The sequence below is a fragment of the Kitasatospora putterlickiae genome, assembly GCF_039527695.1.
Taxonomy (GTDB): Bacteria; Actinomycetota; Actinomycetes; order Streptomycetales; family Streptomycetaceae; genus Kitasatospora; species Kitasatospora putterlickiae.
This window is the reverse complement of sequence record NZ_BAAAKJ010000418.1, coordinates 6,541-6,989: the sequence shown is the minus strand read 5'-3', so window position 1 is coordinate 6,989 and position 449 is coordinate 6,541. Positions and strand designations below refer to the sequence as shown.

General features: G+C 75.3%; 1 protein-coding gene. It reads left to right on the top strand.

Going from position 1 to position 449, the window contains the following annotated elements; translation table 11 throughout:
• Window positions 1-89 precede the first annotated feature (89 nt).
• Window positions 90-449: FtsB family cell division protein (locus ABD308_RS34990; RefSeq protein ID WP_344343982.1), on the top strand; the 360-nt coding region annotated here is incomplete at its 3' end.

Genomic DNA, 449 nt, shown 5'->3' with positions numbered 1-449 from the left:
GACCGGTGCCCCGCCGTTCACCCCGTAGGGTGGACGGCGGGGCACCGTCGTGACCAGGAGCGGACCAGGAGCAGGAGGGGACACCGGAGATGGCAGGCTGGAGGATCCCGGGCTTGGCGGCCCGGCCCCGGTTCACGAGCCGGGCGACCGTCCTCGTGCTGGTGCTCTGCTCGCTGGTGGCGATCCTGGCCTACCCGACGCGGCAGTTCGTCTCGCAGCGCTCGGAGATCTCGGCGCAGCGCGCCCGGGCCGAGCACGCCCGGCAGCAGGTCGAGCAGCTGCGCCGGGAGAAGGTCCGCTGGCAGGACCCGGAGTACGTCAAGGCGCAGGCCCGCACCCGGCTGCACTACGCGATGCCGGGGGAGACCCCGTACATCGCGGTGGATCCGGCGGCCCAGGACGCGGCGAAGTCCACGCTGGGCGCGCCGCCGCCCGCGGCCGTCCCGGCG